The sequence below is a fragment of the Idiomarina sp. X4 genome, assembly GCF_002808045.1.
Taxonomy (GTDB): domain Bacteria; phylum Pseudomonadota; class Gammaproteobacteria; order Enterobacterales; family Alteromonadaceae; genus Idiomarina.
This window is the reverse complement of the sequence record NZ_CP025000.1, coordinates 959,531-975,863: the sequence shown is the minus strand read 5'-3', so window position 1 is coordinate 975,863 and position 16,333 is coordinate 959,531. Positions and strand designations below refer to the sequence as shown.

At 48.2% G+C, this 16,333-nt stretch carries 15 protein-coding genes; 7 read left to right on the top strand and 8 right to left on the bottom strand.

Annotation, left to right across the window (positions count from 1 at the left end; genetic code table 11):
* Positions 1–195: 195 nt before the first annotated feature.
* A complete protein-coding gene (nhaD, locus tag CWC33_RS04700; protein ID WP_100690986.1) occupies positions 196–1,629 on the top strand; it encodes a sodium:proton antiporter NhaD in 1,434 nt (477 codons plus the stop codon).
* A 34-nt stretch (positions 1,630–1,663) separates the two neighbouring features.
* Positions 1,664–1,753, top strand: coding sequence for a putative cross-wall-targeting lipoprotein signal domain-containing proteiin (locus CWC33_RS12795; protein WP_157803498.1), 90 nt, complete (start codon positions 1,664–1,666; stop codon positions 1,751–1,753).
* A gap of 78 nt (positions 1,754–1,831) precedes the next feature.
* Here CWC33_RS12795 and CWC33_RS04695 read toward each other — a convergent pair whose 3' ends face one another.
* The 3 genes from CWC33_RS04695 to ubiT form a co-directional block, all read right to left on the bottom strand.
* Entirely contained in the window at positions 1,832–2,971 is a 1,140-nt protein-coding gene (locus CWC33_RS04695; RefSeq protein ID WP_100690985.1) for a cytochrome P450, read from the bottom strand.
* A 186-nt stretch (positions 2,972–3,157) separates the two neighbouring features.
* Complete coding sequence (gene hemN, locus CWC33_RS04690; RefSeq protein ID WP_100690984.1) at positions 3,158–4,519, bottom strand: oxygen-independent coproporphyrinogen III oxidase; 1,362 nt, start codon at positions 4,517–4,519, stop codon at positions 3,158–3,160.
* Between the two features lie 33 nt (positions 4,520–4,552).
* On the bottom strand, positions 4,553–5,050 hold the full coding sequence (ubiT, locus tag CWC33_RS04685) for a ubiquinone anaerobic biosynthesis accessory factor UbiT (RefSeq protein WP_100690983.1): 498 nt from the start codon (positions 5,048–5,050) through the stop codon (positions 4,553–4,555).
* 93 nt (positions 5,051–5,143) lie between these two features.
* Between ubiT and ubiU the strand changes: the two genes are divergently transcribed.
* Genes ubiU through mog form a run of 3 tightly spaced genes read left to right on the top strand, consistent with a single transcriptional unit; the run spans position 5,144 to position 7,584 of the window.
* Entirely contained in the window at positions 5,144–6,136 is a 993-nt protein-coding gene (ubiU, locus tag CWC33_RS04680; RefSeq protein WP_100690982.1) for a ubiquinone anaerobic biosynthesis protein UbiU, read from the top strand.
* 4 nt (positions 6,137–6,140) lie between these two features.
* The gene (locus CWC33_RS04675; protein ID WP_100690981.1) at positions 6,141–7,013 is read left to right on the top strand and encodes a U32 family peptidase; all 873 of its coding nucleotides are present in this window, start codon (positions 6,141–6,143) and stop codon (positions 7,011–7,013) included.
* Positions 7,014–7,044: 31 nt separating this feature from the next.
* Positions 7,045–7,584 (top strand): molybdopterin adenylyltransferase, encoded by a 540-nt coding sequence (gene mog, locus CWC33_RS04670; protein ID WP_100690980.1) that lies wholly within the window; start codon positions 7,045–7,047, stop codon positions 7,582–7,584.
* Here mog and CWC33_RS04665 read toward each other — a convergent pair whose 3' ends face one another.
* A complete protein-coding gene (locus tag CWC33_RS04665) occupies positions 7,585–8,616 on the bottom strand; it encodes a tellurite resistance/C4-dicarboxylate transporter family protein (protein ID WP_100690979.1) in 1,032 nt (343 codons plus the stop codon).
* Between the two features lie 27 nt (positions 8,617–8,643).
* The gene (locus CWC33_RS04660) at positions 8,644–11,313 is read right to left on the bottom strand and encodes a nitrate/nitrite transporter (RefSeq protein ID WP_100690978.1); all 2,670 of its coding nucleotides are present in this window, start codon (positions 11,311–11,313) and stop codon (positions 8,644–8,646) included.
* Between the two features lie 310 nt (positions 11,314–11,623).
* Between CWC33_RS04660 and CWC33_RS04655 the strand changes: the two genes are divergently transcribed.
* On the top strand, positions 11,624–12,826 hold the full coding sequence (locus CWC33_RS04655) for an NnrS family protein (RefSeq protein WP_100690977.1): 1,203 nt from the start codon (positions 11,624–11,626) through the stop codon (positions 12,824–12,826).
* Here the strand turns inward: CWC33_RS04655 and moeB are convergent.
* Genes moeB through norR form a run of 3 tightly spaced genes read right to left on the bottom strand, consistent with a single transcriptional unit; the run spans position 12,823 to position 15,514 of the window.
* Positions 12,823–13,578 carry a molybdopterin-synthase adenylyltransferase MoeB gene (gene moeB / locus CWC33_RS04650; protein ID WP_100690976.1) on the bottom strand — a complete coding sequence of 252 codons (756 nt, stop codon included), beginning with the start codon at positions 13,576–13,578 and terminating at the stop codon, positions 12,823–12,825. The two genes, CWC33_RS04655 and moeB, sit on opposite strands and share 4 nt — an antisense overlap.
* Positions 13,575–13,979 (bottom strand): YbaN family protein, encoded by a 405-nt coding sequence (locus tag CWC33_RS04645; protein ID WP_100690975.1) that lies wholly within the window; start codon positions 13,977–13,979, stop codon positions 13,575–13,577. Before CWC33_RS04645 ends, moeB begins: the two co-directional genes overlap by 4 nt.
* A complete protein-coding gene (gene norR / locus CWC33_RS04640) occupies positions 13,979–15,514 on the bottom strand; it encodes a nitric oxide reductase transcriptional regulator NorR (protein WP_100690974.1) in 1,536 nt (511 codons plus the stop codon). Before norR ends, CWC33_RS04645 begins: the two co-directional genes overlap by 1 nt.
* A gap of 183 nt (positions 15,515–15,697) precedes the next feature.
* Here norR and CWC33_RS04635 point away from each other — a divergent pair, with 183 nt between their 5' ends.
* The gene (locus CWC33_RS04635) at positions 15,698–16,237 is read left to right on the top strand and encodes a hemerythrin domain-containing protein (protein ID WP_100690973.1); all 540 of its coding nucleotides are present in this window, start codon (positions 15,698–15,700) and stop codon (positions 16,235–16,237) included.
* Positions 16,238–16,333: the final 96 nt, after the last annotated feature.

Below are 16,333 nucleotides of genomic sequence, written 5' to 3'. Positions count from 1 at the left end.
GAGAAGTGGCAAAAAATGCTTACAGAGTGGCTTCTTATTTCTCTATTTGAGTAGCTCTCCGAATTCAATTTTCGTGGTATTCTCCGCGCGAAAATTCTTGGCCGAAGAATCAAGCACCTGCCCCTACGAACACCAGCCAACAAGGAGAATTGGTGCAGTTTATTTATTAAAGGTGGACTGCGCTGAAAAAACGCTATGAAAAGAATACTGTTTACTGTCATTTCGCTGCTGTTTTCGGTATCAGTAATGGCTGCAGAGCCTTTTGCTGACCGCATCGATTTGACTTCCTCGACAGTTGGTTATGCCGCTATCGTCATTTTCATTCTTGCTTATATCCTGGTCATGGGAGAAGAAAAGCTCCACATGCGTAAATCAAAACCGGTATTGGTTGCGGCGGGCGTTATCTGGATCTTGATAGGATTTGTTTATAGCGGCGATAATGCAGTGCTCGCAGAAGAGGCGTTTCGGGAAAATTTGCTGAAGTTCGCGGAACTGATGTTGTTCCTGCTGGTGGCAATGACCTACATCAACGCTCTGGAAGAACGACGTCTATTCGATGGGCTTAGCTCCTGGTTACTTAAAAAAGGGTTCACTTATCGGAAATTATTTTGGATAACCGGGCTTTTAGCGTTTTTTATCTCGCCTATTGCGGACAACTTGACCACCGCTCTATTGATGTCGGCCGTGGTGATGAAAGTCGCTGAAGGTAATAAAAAGTTTATTGCGCTCTGCTGTTCCAGCATTGTTATTGCGGTTAATGCTGCCGGCTCGTTTAGCCCATTCGGTGACATTACCACACTGATGGTGTGGCAGTCCGGGAAGGTTGAATTTACCGAATTTCTGCGACTGTTCATACCGGCGTTGGTGAATTACCTCATTCCTGCCGTTATTATGAGCTTTTTTATTGAGAACAGAAGCCCAGCAACACTGCACAGCGAGGTCGAACTTAAGCGCGGTGCGTTGCGTATTACTTTCCTGTTTTTGTTGACCGTAGCGACAGCTGTGTTCTGCCATATTTGGCTGCACCTGCCGCCGGTACTAGGCATGATGATGGGTCTAGGGTATTTGCAATTTTTCGGTTATTTCCTGCGGATGACTCTGCCGGGGTCACTCGCACGGAAAAGAGCCATGGCCGAACGCGAGGGCGATCAAAAGCGTCTCGAACAATTGGGTAGTGTTGTACCGTTTGATGTTTTCAGCCGAGTTTCGCGCGCAGAATGGGATACGTTGCTGTTCTTTTACGGAATCGTGCTGTGCGTCGGTGGCTTAGGCTTCATGGGCTACTTAGGTCTATTGTCTCAGTCCCTCTATGGTAATTTAGACCCAACTATCGCCAACAGCATTCTCGGAGTTATCTCTGCTATTATCGATAATATCCCGGTTATGTTTGCAGTGCTTTCAATGGACCCTGAAATGTCCACCGGGCATTGGCTACTGATAACGCTCGCCTGCTGCACCGGCGGCAGCTTGCTGTCGATGGGTTCCGCTTCTGGCGTTGCCCTGATGGGACAAGCCAGAGGCTACTACACCTTTATGTCTCATTTGAAATGGACACCGGTAATAGCAATAGGCTACGCAGCCAGCATCCTGCTACACCTCTGGCTAAACAAAGCCACCTTCCTTAGCTAGCGGGGAAGGGAAAGGCTCTCTCAGGGCAGAGCTTCTGTTCTCAGAGAGACGCCGTAAACCCATCTCTGGGGGCTTGTGTGGCGCCATCCTTGGCGCCACACACTCTCTGAGCTGGAAGCTCTAACCACGTGAACGTCCTTTCCCGCTCTTTGATAGAGCCATATACTTCAGCGTGTTCTTCTATACCAATTCGCAGATAACCTTAGGAGGTTTTAACTATTAGGTTCTTGAACCCGCCAGAAGGGTAGTTGGCTCTGATAGGGATATCGATCAATTCAAACTGAGTAAAATGCTCTAGCAGCTCCTGAACAAATATACGAAGTTCCATTCTGGCCAGTGGTGCGCCGGGACATACGTGTATGCCTCGTCCGTAAAGCAGGTTGTTCGCTTTATTTTGGTCGGGGTTAAAGGCATCAGGATCGCCAAATACGGACTTATCGCGATTGGCCGAGGCCCAAAGTACTGTCACTTTTTCGCCTTGTTTTATAGGGCAACCGTTAATTTCGGTGTCTTTGACTGTGCGGCGGCGGTTTGAAATAAGCGGTGGATCAATGCGCAGTATTTCGTCTATGGCGTCGTCAACATTTAACTGGTTATTACGAAGTTTGTCGGCAATGTCGGGGTTCTGTGCGAAGAAGTAGAAAATACTGCCAATAGCGGCTGCAATGGTCCCAACTTCGCCAGCGGTCCAGTTGCGTAAAATGCTGACAATTTCCTCTTCGTGAAGGCGGCGCGTTTCGTCATTAACGGTCACTTCTTCGCGTATTAAACGAAGCGTGTTGTCATCTTTGGTTGCGTCTGACTTTCTGCGAACGTAGAGCTGTTCATGGATCAGCGCTTCAAACTCATCTGCCTTTTGCTTTAACGTTGCTCTATCGTTATTCACAATGGCCTGCTGATTTGCTTCAAGCCATTCGCCTAACGTATCTGTGAGCGATTTTGGCCAGCCGAGGAACGCACACTGAATGTGCAAAGCAAAGGGTTTTGCTACGTGACGAACAACATCAAATGAAGTATTCGGTGTGATGTTGCCAATAATATCCCGCGCAATTTGCTGACAAGTAGGCTCGAATTCCCGTAAGCTGTCAGCGCTAAAATACGGCTCAATTACCTCTCGGAAAATACCATGCTCAGGCGGATCCATCCCGTTTGGAACAGACAAGTGGGAGCCAGCTGCATTGCTGAAGGTTTCGTGATCTTCGATGACCGAGCAGACATCGCTATGCGTTAATACCGCATGGCCAAGCATTTCGCTTTGGGCAACAGGACACTTTTGCCTAAGCTCATCAAGTGACGCAATTTGATCCTGCTGTTCGGAAGGCTCCCAACGACAATCTTTCATACAACCTCCTAGTTCATAAGCATCCATACGAGGATAAAAGAGGTAAACCGGTCGCAGTATGCGCCGGGGAGAGCGTAAGAAAGTGTGTGGCGCCAAGGATGGCGCCACCCAAGCCCCCATGGATGGGTTCACGGCGTCTTTCTTACGCTCTCCCCAAGCGTATGAAGACCGGTTTACCTCTTTCCGCTAAACCACTTTAGAGTAGCGATTCTGACCGTGGTCCAGGTATTCGTCGAAACAGGCGCAAATGCTGCGCACCCAGAGGCGGCCTAATTCTGTGACGCGGAGCTTTTTGTCGGACACGTCAACTAAGCCGTCTTCTATGAATGGCTTCAGTAGTGGTATGGCTTCAGCAAAGTGCGCCCAGAAGTCATCGATATTCCACTCGGCTTTAAAGGCTTCTATATCAAGCTCAAAGTGGCAGATGACTTGTGAAATAAGTGCTGCACGCACTTTGTCTTCGTCGGTTAATGCCATGCCTTTGACAATCGGCTTATGTCCGCTATCTATCATATTGTAGTAAGCCGGCAGCTCTTTTTCATGCTGCCATAGCACACCGTTAACCTGGCTAATAGAAGACACGCCTAAACCTAGTAATGCGTCTTGACCGTCTGTGGTGTAACCCTGGAAGTTACGTTGTAAGCGGCCTTCGCGTTGGGCAATGGCCAAGCCGTCGTCTTTTTTCGCAAAGTGGTCCATGCCAATGAACTGATAGCCAGCGTCGTTGAGCTGAGTGATGGCTTGCTCCAACAAGCTCAACTTGACTGACGGTTGTGGAATGGACTCTTCCGGTATTTTCTTCTGCCCGGCAAAGCGCTGTGGTAAATGCGCGTAGCTGAATACAGAAATGCGATCGGGATCCATTTCAATGACTTGTTCTATCGACTTCTTAAAGGTTTCCGGACGCTGATAAGGCAGACCATAGATTAGGTCGAGATTAATAGAGTCAAAGCCCAGCTCTTTACTCAGCTTAAGTTGATGTGCAATGAGGTCGACATCCTGCACGCGGTTAATGGCAATTTGTACTTTTTTATCAAAATCTTGTACGCCATAACTAACACGGTTAAAGCCTAACTCACGCAAATGGCGAAGTTTCTCATCACTGCAGCTGCGCGGGTCTATCTCAATACTCACCTCTGGGTTTTCGGCAAAGGTAAAGTGCTGATGAACCAAGTCCATCAGTCGTGTCAGCTGTTCTTCGGTCAAAAAGGTGGGCGTTCCGCCACCCAAGTGAATTTGACGAATTTTCTTGTCTTTAACTAATGGCTGATACATCGCCATCTCTTGTGCGAGGTAGTCTAGATACTTGTCCGCTTTATGCTGGTGGCGGGTAATAACCTTGTTGCAGCCGCAGTAATAGCAGAGTTTATGGCAAAAGGGTAAGTGCAGGTATAAGCACAGTTCATCTCCGGCCGTTTTCAGTGCATTGGCGATGCGATCTTGAGAAAACTGCTCAGACAACATTAATGCCGTTGGATACGATGTGTATCTGGGGCCATTAATATTGTATTTTTCGATTAATTCTTTATCCCAAGTGACCGTGCTCATAACTACCTCTTGACGTTCGTCAAAACAACTTAATTAATTAAGAGGTATTGTTTCACTTTTTTCTTTATAAATAAAATCACTAAATCGGTCTCCCATTAAATAAATGGCCTTTGGAAGCTTTTGATTTACCTCAATAGTGTCTAAAAAATTTTTTAAATGTAACCCTAATTCGGTATTTCCTTTCACCATTAACTTTCGGTTGAAGAATAGCGTGTCAGGATCAACTTTGCTGTAGATCAATAAAATAAGCGCATCGCCGGTTGCGGATAGTGTTACGTCGGGAGATTGAGGGCTTCTAAGCGATTTTAGTTTTCCTTTTTCAAGGGTTAAAAATAGAGATAAATCAATATCCTTAACATAAATTTCGATAATTCTTTCAGCGATAAAACTAAGATCACCGTTTATTATTTCGTCTTTAAATAACTGGTTCAAAATTCTTTCTGAGCTGAAATTAATAATAGGCTCAGGAATTAAATTTTTAATTGGTTGGATTATTTTAGGTATAGCGTCTACCCATTTGTTGGTATTCATTATTCGCTCCGCATGAAATAACAAAATAAATATTGTCAGCACTATAATAAATAAACAAATTGCGCGCCACAAAACAATTAAATAGAGGTTTAAATGGAATTGCTTTGTCCGGCCGGAAGTATTCCGGCATTAAAAGCGGCTATCGAAAATGGTGCCGATGCGGTTTACGTTGGCTTGAAAGATGAGACGAACGCAAGACACTTTGCGGGTCTTAATCTGGACCAAATGAAGCTGTCAGAAGCGGCTGATTATGTGCACCGGCATGGCAAAAAGCTGCATGTTGCTATTAACACTTTTGCGCATGCCAATAGCTGGGAGAAGTGGCGCCAGGCGGTCGATGATGCGGTTCTGGCGGGCGCGGACGTACTGATTATTGCCGATCTGGCGGTGTTGGCTTATGCCGCTGAGCGTTACCCGAAAGTAGAAACGCACTTATCGGTGCAGGCGTCGGCGACCAATGCCGGGGCAATTCGCTTTTATCAGCAATACGGTGTGAAACGAGTGGTTCTGCCGCGTGTACTGTCTATGCAGCAAGTCCGTGCGCTCGCCCGAACAACGGACGTTGAGCTGGAAGTTTTTGCCTTTGGCAGCCTGTGCATTATGGCGGAGGGGCGCTGCTACCTAAGCTCATATCTGACCGGCGAGTCGCCCAATACCGCGGGTGCCTGCTCGCCAGCTGCCTTTGTTGAGTGGGACGAGCAAGACAACAAACTGGAGTCGCGGTTAAATGGCGTGCTGATAGACCGTTTTGATGAAAATGAAAAAGCGGGCTATCCGACGCTCTGTAAAGGACGCTTCTCCGTTGACGATGAGGTCTACAATGTTCTGGAAGAGCCCACGAGTTTGAACACTTTAAGCTTACTACCGCAGCTGCACAAAGAGGGCATTGCCTCACTTAAAATAGAGGGTCGTCAACGCAGCCCAGCCTATGTCTCACAAATTACCCGAGTTTGGCGCCAGGCTATTGATGCAGTCATGGCCGACCCCGATGGCTTTGAGGTTGCTGACAACTGGAACTCGGTTCTTGCCTCGCTTTCAGAGGGCAGCCAAACCACGCTCGGTGCGTATCATCGGAAATGGAAGTAATGATATGAAATTTTCTTTAGGGCCGATTCTTTACTTTTGGCCAAAAAAACAAGTTATGGATTTTTACCGCGAAGCCGCTGACTCTGACGTCGAGCATGTGTACTTAGGTGAAACCGTGTGTAGTAAACGCCGCGAGCTTAAGCTTGATGACTACCTTGAAATTGCACACATGCTCCGAGAAGCCGGTAAGAAAGTAACCCTGTCAACCATGACGTTGCTGGAAGCCCCGGCTGAGTTGCGGGAGCTGGGTAAATATTGTGACAACGGCGAATTTGAGGTCGAAGCCAACGATGTCAGCGCTATTGGTCTGTTACAGGAGCAAGGCTTGAACTTCACTGCCGGGCCAGCCATTAACATCTACAATCATCAAAGCCTGCGTCGTTTAATTGATATGGGCATGAACCGTTGGGTGGCACCTTTTGAGCTGTCGCGTGACTGGTTGCAGGATATTTTGCAGCAGAAGGTCATTGAAAGCGTGCGTGACTGCTTTGATGTTGAGGTGTTCTCGTTCGGGCATATGCCGCTTGCCTGGTCGGGTCGCTGTTTTACTGCGCGCTCTGAAAACCGTCCAAAAGATCAGTGTGAGCTATGCTGCATTAAGTACCCCGAAGGGCGTGAAGTGAAAAGCCAGGAAGGGCAGCAAGTGTTTGTGCTTAACGGCATTCAAACGCAATCGGGTACCCGTTATAACTTGATAAACCAACTGCCGAGGATGCAGGGGTTAGTGGATATTGTCCGTATTAGCCCACAACCAGAAGGCACTTTTGACTGGCTTCAGCGTTTCCGTAACAATGTCGATGGTGAACAGCCGGTAAAACTTGGCAGCAAAGAAAGTAATGGCTATTGGTTACAGCTTGCCGGGTTAGCGACCGCATAAATACACGGAATTAAGAGACAAAAGGGTAATTATGTCAGACGACATCGCACGTATTGGAATTGTGACGGTCAGCGACCGCGCCAGTCGGGGGCAATATGAGGATATCTCCGGTCCGGCTATTGAAGCGACATTAAATGATTATTTAACGTCTTCGTGGCAGCCAGTGTATCGGGTTATTGAAGACGAGCAAGCGCTTATAGAGCAGACCATAAAAGACCTAGTCGACAAAGAAGACTGTTGTTTGGTGGTGACTACCGGCGGCACTGGTCCGGCGAAGCGGGACGTGACGCCAGAAGCCACTGAAGCGGTTTGTGACCGGATGATGCCAGGTTTTGGCGAGCTCATGCGACAAGAGTCTTTAAAATATGTACCAACTGCCATTCTCTCACGCCAAACGGCGGGCTTAAGAGGCTCTTCACTTATTATTAATTTACCGGGTAAGCCGAAAGCTATTCGTCAGTGCTTAGACGCGGTATTCCCGGCAGTGCCTTATTGCATTGACCTTATGGAAGGCCCTTATTTGGAGTGTGATGAAGCGGTTATTAAACCTTTCCGTCCTAAAAGCAAGTAGCTACTGTTTCTGCCGGAGCCGTAACAGGCTTCGGCATAAGCCAATAAAAGTAATAGTCCAAGCACATAAAGCAATATAGAAGAAGGCTGTTGGCAGAGTGTCTAAAAATGAAAACTGCATAGCGTCTAACATCACGTAAGTGCACGCAGAGTACATGCCTAACGGGAACACTGCTCCCCAGTAAAGCGGATCATAGGCAAAAGGAAAACGCCGAACAACATGTCGCCACACACCCAAAATAACCAGCATGGGTATCCACCAGCTACCCGTAGCCCAATAGAAAATAGTAAAGCCCTTAATGAAGGGGGTCAGGCTTTCTAAAAAGGGGGCTTTAGGAGAGTTAATTATCAGTAGCGAGCCTGCCAACGTAGAAATTGCCATGGCACCCATGTTGATCCAGTACGGCGGTGCGAGATCGCTTGGCGCAAACTGGAAAAATGTATAGCGGTAAAAAATGAGCGACATCATCCAGATGTACAGCATCCCACCCCATAGCCACATCGATAGCGCCAAAAAGTTAAGCTCGAGCTTCCAGGGCTGGGACGTTTGTGTGGCTAAATAAGCGCTGAGTACCGCCACCGCCTGCGTTGCAACAACAGCCAATAACCAAGCGCCGCTAATACCTTTATCTAATGAGGGTTTATCACGGCGAATCGTCAATGCGGTAAAAACCGTATAGGTTAGAATAATCCAAAGCAGTAATGCGATTATCCAGGCACTAAAAGCTAGCCAGTAATTGTCATAAAGAATGAGTAACTGACTGCCGATCAAGGTGGTTCCTGCAACTGCGGTGAAAAACGCCGGCCCTTTGTTGTGACTGACTAAATCTGAGAAAAAGTTCTGGCTGAAGCGTATGGCTCGATAACTGTAAAGAAACGTTAGAACAATCCAGCCAAGTGTGGAAATAATGAATAGGACTTTTGCAATAAAAGGCCATTGCTGCTGGTGTGCAGCAATGGCAATGATTCCTGTGGCCATCACCAGCCCAAAGTAGGCTGGTGACAGGTTTTTTGCTTTATCGAGTAGGCTCATAACGTCTCCGCCTGAGCCTTGCTTAAATTAGCAAGGGTCAGGTGCATTCTTACGAGAGTAGAACCACCACGTTATCACACCACAGACCGCGTAAAAGATGATAAAGCTCACTAAAGCGGCAGAAACCCCACCGGTTAAGCTAATAGACGTACCGTAGGACTTCGGAATAAAGAAGCCGCCGTAGGCCGCAAATGCAGATATGAACCCAATAACGGCTGCGGACTCTTTATTACCCTGTTTAATGGCCTCGTCAGTATCACCTAACTCACGTTTGCGCTGGTTCAGGAAGATAACCGGTACCATTCGGAAAGTTGAGCCGTTACCAATACCTGTGGCAATGAATAACACCATAAAGGCGGCGAAGAAGCCCCAGAAATTACCTTCCGTACCGGCAATTGGCAGGAAGTACATCACCCCGACGACACCGATAATCATCAGTAGGAAGTTCCAGAAAGTAACGCGAGCACCGCCCAGCTTGTCGGCAATAATGCCTCCGACTGGTCGGGCTAATGCACCAACCAATGGCCCTAAGAAGGCATAAGCGGTTGGGTCAACTTGCGGGAACAGCATACCGGATAGCAGTGGGAAGCCAGCGGCAAAGCCGATAAAGCTACCGAAAGTCCCCAGGTACAAGATACACATAATCCAGTTGTGGAAGCGTTTGAAGATAACCGCTTGATCGCTGAACGAGGCTTTCGCAGACGAAATGTCGTTCATGCCGAACCAGGCCGCAACAGAACCGATAATGATCAAAGGCACCCATAAGAAAGCTGCGTTTTGCAGCCAGATTTCCTGGCCAGCATTGGCGCCCTCCTGAATGACCAGCGGGTCGCCTTCAATACCACCGAATACGCTCGCAGCAATAACTAATGGCGCCAGTAACTGCATACCGGATACACCCAGGTTACCCAAGCCGGCGTTCATGCCTAATGCACCGCCTTTTTCTTTTTGTGGATAGAAAAAGCTGATGTTCGACATACTGGACGAGAAGTTACCGCCACCAAAGCCACACAACAATGCCAAAATCAGCATAATCATGTACGGGGTATCGGTGTCTTGAACGGCGAAGCCAATCCAGATACAGGGCAGTAGTAAGGACGCTGTGGATATCGCTGTCCAGCGTCGCCCGCCGAATATCGGCACCATGAAGCTATAGAATATCCGCAGAGTCGCACCGGAAAGTGCGGGCAGGGCGGCTAACCAGAACAGTTCGTTTTGACTGTATGGGAAGCCCAAGGCCGGCATTTTAACCACCAAAATACTCCAAATGGTCCATACCGCAAATGCTAAGAATAGATTCGGTATAGAGATCCACAGGTTACGGGTGGCAATGCGTTTACCCTTTTCTTTCCAGAAGCTTTCATCTTCCGGACGCCAGTCGTCCAGCACCATCGAATTTGGCGTGGAAAGCTCTGGCAGATCGCCTTCTTCACGGTCTTCTTTGTACTCGACGCGTTCCGCCTTAACAATGGCAGCATTCATCCATAGCAGCGAGACGGTCGCAATAACGAACAGCAACATAAAGCTGCTTTGCCATACGCCAATAACGTCGTTGAGCATACCGAATGTCAATGGCAGTAGGAAGCCGCCAAGGCCACCAATCATACCAACCACACCACCAACAGCGCCGACACTTTTCGGATAGTAGACCGGAATGTGTTTAAAGACCGCCGCTTTACCCAGTGACATAAAGAAACCAAGTACGAAAGTTAAGAACACAAAACCGACTAAAGTGACTTCAAACTGGAAATTGTAAGTCTGGTCGATACCTTTAACTGCGTACTCAGTGCTGGGGTAGCTCAGCAGAAAAGTACAGATAATAGAGGCAATAAAGGTCCAGTACATGACACGACGTGCCCCGTACTTGTCAGACATCCAACCGCCCAAAATACGGAACAAAGAGGCTGGAATCGTATAAAGCGCGGCAATCATACCGGCAGTTTTTACGTCCAACTCATACACCCCGATAAGATAGTGCGGTAGCCAAAGAGCCAATGCGACGAAGGCACCGAATACGAAGAAGTAGTAAAGCGAGAAGCGCCAAACACGGAGGTCACTTAACGGCGATAACTGTTCCCAGAAGCCTTGTTGTTGCTTAGCTGCGCGATCATTTTTTAGAGGATCTTCTTTGGCGAGTACAAAGAAAGCAACACCAGCAATAGCCAGTACGGTTGCGTAGATTTGTGCGGTGCCTTGCCAGCCTAGTGCAATCAATAAAAACGGTGCGCCAAAGTTAGTGACGGCAGAGCCTACGTTACCGGCGCCGAAAATGCCCAGTGCGGTACCTTGCTTCTCTTTGGCGTCGTTAAACCAAGCGGCAGTGTATGTGACACCTACGATAAACGAGCCACCGGCTAAACCGACACCAAGCGCGGCAATCAGCAACATAATGTAGCTGTTCGCAAAGGTCAGCAAATAAACACATGCTGAGGTTAACAGCATTAAAATGGCAAAGACTTTCTTACCGCCTAAACGGTCAGTCCATATACCCAGGAACATACGGCTGATAGAGCCGGTCAGTACCGGGGTTGCCATGAGCAAACCGAGTTGAGTATCGGTTAGATTAAAGTCTTCCTTAATCTGAATACCGATAATTGAAAAGATGGTCCAAACCGCAAAACAAAGAGTAAACGCGAGTGTGGATAACACCAGCGCATAGTTGCGTTGACCACCTGTTGCTGACAGGGGTTGGTTCATCGAAGACCTCCAGTTAGATCCGTTTAAGTCAGATACCTAAACTTTACTGTGAAGTTCGATAAAATGCTTTAGTATCAATTATCTACAAACAACATGCGTCAGTTAAAGATACCCCAAAGTGGGCATAAAGAAATCAAGGCACAAAGGCTGTTTATCAGCCGTTAATTACCCCTTTTAGGGTAGTTTTCTAAATACAGCAAACGGCTAAATCAACTAAGGGGTACTAACTTATTTTCGGCGGGGAAACGCTATTTTTTTAAGTTTAAAACATATATTATAAATGTATCTTTAAAATGTACGGGTGGCTATGATGCAGATCACAAACCGAGAAAAAGAAGATCAAATAACACCGATACTCAGACAAGCATTTCGTCCTCTGTTCTTATTGGGTGCGTTATTCAGTGCTTTGGCAATTCTGCTTTGGGGACTTGCGCTGGCGGGGAAAGTGAGCTTGCCGGTGTATGGGAATATTATGTTCTGGCACAGCCATGAGATGATTTTCGGTTTTGTAGTGGCCATCGTGCTTGGCTTTTTACTTACCGCAGTGCAGAACTGGACGGGGCTTCGTGCACCGCATGGTAATACGTTACTGGTACTGACGGTGCTATGGAGTGCGGCACGGCTATTATTGTTGTTTGGTGAAAACCTGCCATGGTGGCTTGTGGCGGCCGTGGACGTCAGTGTTCTACCTGTTGCTGCATTTTTATTTGGCAAAATGGTGCTGAAAGTTAACCAAACCAGAAACCTGTTTTTTGTGCCTATTCTTTTGTTACTAACAGTGTGCAACTTGCTGATGCACTATGGCTTGCATTTTGGGCACTACAATATTCAGGTGCTCGGCGCTTACAACGCTGTTTTTTTGGTGACACTTCTAATGGCCATTATCGGCGGGCGTGTTTTGCCAATGTTTACAGCCAACGGCACCATGACAAAGAAAGCTCAGGCATTGCCCTGGCTGGATAAAATGGCGCTGGGCAGCTTATGGCTGATATTTGCGGTGCACTTTTTCAACCTACATACGCTGTTGCCGAGTCAGGTAATGGTTGTGTTGTTCGCCTTTTGTGCCATCACAACAGCTGTCCGCGTTGCGCGCTGGAAAATTTGGATAACCTGGCGAGTGCCGCTGTTGTGGTCGCTGCACATTGCGTACTGGTTCATTCCAATCGGTTTAGCGCTGTTTGCGCTGCGCTATGCGGGTATTGAAATTACGCAAAGCCTGGCCATGCACGCACTGACCGCTGGCGCTATGGGTAACATGATTCTAAGCATGATAGCTCGCGTATCGTTAGGCCATAGTGGGCGTCCGCTTCAGCCTAAACCGATAATGTGGGGTGCATTCCTATTGGTGGCTATTGCGGCAGTAACGCGTGTTTTTCTTATCTGGTTTATACCAGAGTTGACCAGTCAGTGGTTAATGCTGAGCACGTTAGCCTGGGCTATTGCGTACGGCATTTACGTGGTCGTTTACTTCAAAGTACTGACTACGCCGCGAGCAGACGGTAACCCGGGCTAAGCTTTAGAGCAGTGGGGGCAGTTAGGGTGCTTTTGTAAATTCATCCGCTGCCAGTCGCTGTGCAATGCGTCAAACAGTAATAATGAAGAATAAAGCGGCTGACCGATGTTGGCCGCTATTTTTATGGCTTCTACGGCTTGCATTGTGCCAATGACACCTACCAACGGCGACAACACCCCGGCTTCGGTGCAGCTAAGTTGCTGCTCGCCAAAAAACTGACTTAAGCACCCATAACACGCGCTGTCATTCTGCATAGTGAAGCTTGCCACTTGCCCTTCAAAGCGAATGGCTGAGCCGGATACTAAAGGCGTTTTGTGTTGCAGACAGGTTTTATTCACAGCGTTGCGTGTTGCTAGGTTGTCGCAGCAATCGACCACTAGGGTCGCGCCTTTTACCAACGGACTCAACGCAGACTCATCTACTTTGGCGTTTACCGTATGAATGACGGTTTCGTTGTTAAGCTCGGCTAGCCGACGCTTAGCTGCTTCGACTTTTGGTTCACCGACACTGCGCTCTGAAAATAACACTTGTCGCTGAAGGTTGTGGCGGTCAATAGTATCATCATCTACCAATGTCAGTTCGCCAATACCGGCGGCCGTCAAATAGGGTGCCACAGCACAGCCAAGGCCGCCCATGCCAATAATCAGAATATGGCTGTTTAGTAAACTTTCCTGACCATCTATATCCATTGCCGGCAGCGCAATATGACGGTTGTAGCGCATCATCTGCTCAGTGGACAGGGTCTTATTCATAATGACTCCTCTGGCGGTAAAGGCACAGACTCAGGACGGCTGGCTAACCAGGTACCCACGGTGACCAATACCACGCCGACGGTTACTTTCAGCCAAACGGGCACTTGTGGTACGAACAGCCATAAAATGACGTAACCACCGGCCATCATCACCAGTGCAATGACTTTAGAACGGCGCTTTACCACTCGGTTGTCGCGCCAGGCCCGAATATCAGGTCCGTACTTTGGATGATTGACCAGCCAGGTTTCCAGCCTTGGCCAGCCTTTACTCGCGGCCCATAACGCCGCAATAAGAAACGGTACGGTGGGCATAACTGGTAGCGCAATGCCAATAAGCCCCAGCAAAACAAAGAAAGCGGCCAGCGATCGCCACAGTATTTTCATTAAAAGCTCTCGGGTCATTACTTCATTCCTAACCGGGCAGCCATTTTATGTAAGTTACTGGAATCCAGCTTCAGCTCTTTGGCGGCTTTACTCCAGCTGTCATCGTTACGCGCAAGTGCGGCTTCTATCATTTTGCGTTGCGTATAGTTTACGGCTTCTTTCATCGACAAATTTTGCGTTGGCAAGTTCGCATCATTGCTTTGAGTCCCCGAGTCAGCCATAGACGGCAATTGTACATCTAAGTCGAGCATTTCGGGCTCAATACTGGCTATGTCGTTTTTGTCGATGCCATGGCTCAGAAGCTTAATGGCGGCCCGACTAATGACATGCTCAAGTTCTCGAACGTTACCCGGCCACTGGTATTGTTGAATAGCCAGCTCAGCTTCCGGCGACAAACGAATGGCGCGTAAGCCTAAACGCGCTCGGTTCAGTTCTAAAAAGTGTCCGGCCAGAATCGAGACATCGTCGTCACGTTCACGCAAAGGTGGTATTGGCAGAGGGTAAACGGACAAACGATGGTACAAGTCGGCGCGGAAGGTTTCGTTACTGACTTGCTGCTTCAGGTTCCGGTTGGTCGCAGCAATAATACGTACATCGACTTTGCGGTATTTGTCGGAGCCGAGGCGTTGAATTTCACCGTTTTGCAGCACACGCAGCAGTTTCGCCTGTATAGATAGCGGTAATTCACCCACCTCATCTAAAAACAGGGTACCGCCATTGGCTGCATCGAAGCGGCCGGAGCGGTCACTGGTTGCGCCGGAAAACGCCCCTTTTACGTGGCCGAACAATTCACTTTCCGCCAACGACTCAGGAAGTGCGGCGCAGTTTACGTATATCAGCGGCTTGTCGCTGCGTTGTGACAAGCGGTGCAATTCCCGCGCGAAAAGCTCTTTACCGACCCCGGTTTCGCCCAATAGCAATACGGGCAAATCGGCACCGGCGACAACCCGAAGCTCCTTTAATACCGCATGAATGGCTTTGCTTTCACCAATAATTTCTGACTCATTGGCGTCGGTTGTACTGCTGTGTTCAACCGAGTGTTTTTGCCCTTGTCGCAGTGCGCGAACGTTCTGCTCTAACTGGCCAATGCGAATGGCGGTTTCTACAAATAAGCTGAATTTTTGTAATTCAATAATGGAGTCGTCAGTGAATGTTCCGGGCTCTAATGCGTCGAGTGTCAGTACGCCCCAGCATTTGCTCTCCAAATACAAACTAATGCCCATGCAGTCATGTACGGGTAATGCGTCGCCCGGTTGGTCGGCCAGTAAACCGTCGTAAGGGTCAGGTAGGGCAGAGTCGTGTTCGAAGCGTACGGCTGAACGTGACGACAGCAGTGTCGCTAAACGCGGATGCTGCGCTAACACAAAGCGACGGCCCAAAGCTTCGCGGACAAGCCCTTGCACGGCAATGGGTTGCAGCACTTCGTTATCCAGCTTCAGCAATGCAACTGCACCACAGTTAAAATGGCGTCGCAACGTACTGACCAGGTTTTGTAGTCGTACAGCCGCTGGCTGCTCTGTTAGTAAGTCGGCTAAAACACTTTCTTGTAGCATGGTTAAATTCACTGTCTCGGTAAAAACTACCCTAATGGCTAGGGTTGATAGTACCGTTGGTGCTCTGAGAGTCAATAATCACAATGGGGTAGAAGTTGGCGCACTTGTTGCAATTCTAATCAGTAATTCATGTTTTTTCCGGGAATGGTTCCTGGAGTTACGGATTTAGTTAAGGAGTTTAGCATGAGTGATTTACAACAACGTTTGACGGACAGCGAAGCAAAATGGCAGCAAGCTACGGCTCAGGAATTGGTCGAGCACGTCTATTTACGTTTTCATCAACGCCATCGCGAGCAATTACCAGAGCTTAAGCAGCTGGCAATGAAAGTAGAAGACGTACATGGTGACCATGAACTCGCACCACACGGCTTAGCCGAGCACCTGGACGCTATGTTACAGGAATTGGAGAGCCATATGATGAAAGAAGAGCAAATTCTTTTCCCAATGTTGTCGCGTGGTGTGTACCCAAGTGGCCCTATTTCAGTAATGGAAGAAGAGCACGTGCAGCACGAAACAGAATTGGCGAAAATTGATGAGCTAACCAACAATTTGACCCTGCCAGAAGGCGCCTGCGGCACCTGGACAGCTCTGTACAAGGGCTTAAAAGAGCTACAGGACGATTTGCGCGAGCACATTCATCTGGAAAACAACGTACTTTTCGTTGAAAAGCAGGCAGCAACGCCAGAGCACGGTAAAGACTTTTGTTGTGGGTCGTGTCAGTAACTGTGGATTAGGTCATACATTTCTAAATTGCGCTTCACTTCCCGTGCTCAAGCTTTTACATTAGGGGGACATAATAAGAAACCTAGCGCTGTTTCG

Bases quoted from the DNA above. Each gene is read 5' to 3' on its own strand.
- nhaD (WP_100690986.1), top strand. From the start codon at position 196: ATGAAAAGAATACTGTTTACTGTCATTTCGCTGCTGTTTTCGGTATCA.
- CWC33_RS04695 (WP_100690985.1), bottom strand. From the start codon at position 2,971: ATGAAAGATTGTCGTTGGGAGCCTTCCGAACAGCAGGATCAAATTGCG.
- hemN (WP_100690984.1), bottom strand. From the start codon at position 4,519: ATGAGCACGGTCACTTGGGATAAAGAATTAATCGAAAAATACAATATT.
- ubiT (WP_100690983.1), bottom strand. From the start codon at position 5,050: ATGAATACCAACAAATGGGTAGACGCTATACCTAAAATAATCCAACCA.
- ubiU (WP_100690982.1), top strand. From the start codon at position 5,144: ATGGAATTGCTTTGTCCGGCCGGAAGTATTCCGGCATTAAAAGCGGCT.
- CWC33_RS04675 (WP_100690981.1), top strand. From the start codon at position 6,141: ATGAAATTTTCTTTAGGGCCGATTCTTTACTTTTGGCCAAAAAAACAA.
- mog (WP_100690980.1), top strand. From the start codon at position 7,045: ATGTCAGACGACATCGCACGTATTGGAATTGTGACGGTCAGCGACCGC.
- CWC33_RS04665 (WP_100690979.1), bottom strand. From the start codon at position 8,616: ATGAGCCTACTCGATAAAGCAAAAAACCTGTCACCAGCCTACTTTGGG.
- CWC33_RS04660 (WP_100690978.1), bottom strand. From the start codon at position 11,313: ATGAACCAACCCCTGTCAGCAACAGGTGGTCAACGCAACTATGCGCTG.
- CWC33_RS04655 (WP_100690977.1), top strand. From the start codon at position 11,624: ATGCAGATCACAAACCGAGAAAAAGAAGATCAAATAACACCGATACTC.
- moeB (WP_100690976.1), bottom strand. From the start codon at position 13,578: ATGAATAAGACCCTGTCCACTGAGCAGATGATGCGCTACAACCGTCAT.
- CWC33_RS04645 (WP_100690975.1), bottom strand. From the start codon at position 13,979: ATGACCCGAGAGCTTTTAATGAAAATACTGTGGCGATCGCTGGCCGCT.
- norR (WP_100690974.1), bottom strand. From the start codon at position 15,514: ATGCTACAAGAAAGTGTTTTAGCCGACTTACTAACAGAGCAGCCAGCG.
- CWC33_RS04635 (WP_100690973.1), top strand. From the start codon at position 15,698: ATGAGTGATTTACAACAACGTTTGACGGACAGCGAAGCAAAATGGCAG.